The sequence below is a fragment of the Methylobrevis pamukkalensis genome (assembly GCF_001720135.1).
Classification (GTDB): domain Bacteria; phylum Pseudomonadota; class Alphaproteobacteria; order Rhizobiales; family Pleomorphomonadaceae; genus Methylobrevis; species Methylobrevis pamukkalensis.
On the sequence record NZ_MCRJ01000301.1, the window covers coordinates 1 to 705 of the forward strand.

Genomic DNA, 705 nt, shown 5'->3' on the forward strand with positions numbered 1-705 from the left:
CGGGTCGCAGGGTCCGGGGAATCTGGCCGGCACGGGTCGCATCCGGCTCACGGCCAGCCGGCGAGCTGGCGCTCGAGGACCACGCCGGCGGTCCGCCCCGTCGCCCTCCGGGGCGCGGGCATCGTTGCGGATGGGTGCGCGCGCTCCGCGCCGGATGCTGCTGCGTCATCGTCTGTTCCTCCCGTCGGCACTTCCGGCCGTTGCATCCCAATCTAGCGGTCGCGCCGCGCCGGCCAGTGCGCTTTGCCCGCGCAGGGTCGGGCAAATTGCCCGATGTTGGCGGCTCCTCTTGCCGCCGTCCCCGCGCGCGCCCACTCTGGCGATCCCGCGGCCGTTCAGGGAACCTTGATCATGCGCCTCATCGTCGGTCTCTTCCTGCGGCTTGCGGTCGCGGCCATGCTGTGCCTCGCGGTCGTCACCGCCTGGGTGGTGGTCGATACCCGGACCATGCTGCGCACCGAGATCGAGAGTTCGGCCAACCGGGTCGCGCGGCAGTTTGCGTTGCGCACCTGGCTCGCCTCGGCGCCGGGCGTCTCCTACGACCTGCTGGACCAGGCCCGGCAGTCGGCCTGGCTGATCAGCGTAATCGGCCCCGGCGTCTGCGTGGAGTTCACGCAGGGCGGGCGGCCGATGCGGCGGATCTGCAGCGGCTGGGACGGGGCGGGCAAGACCGCGCCGGCCTGGGTCTCCGGCCTGTTCCGCAGC

General features: G+C 72.8%; 1 pseudogene. It reads left to right on the forward strand.

Going from position 1 to position 705, the window contains the following annotated elements:
- Window positions 1–351 precede the first annotated feature (351 nt).
- A pseudogene (locus tag A6302_RS20645) lies at window positions 352–705 on the forward strand (ATPase); the annotation flags it as partial.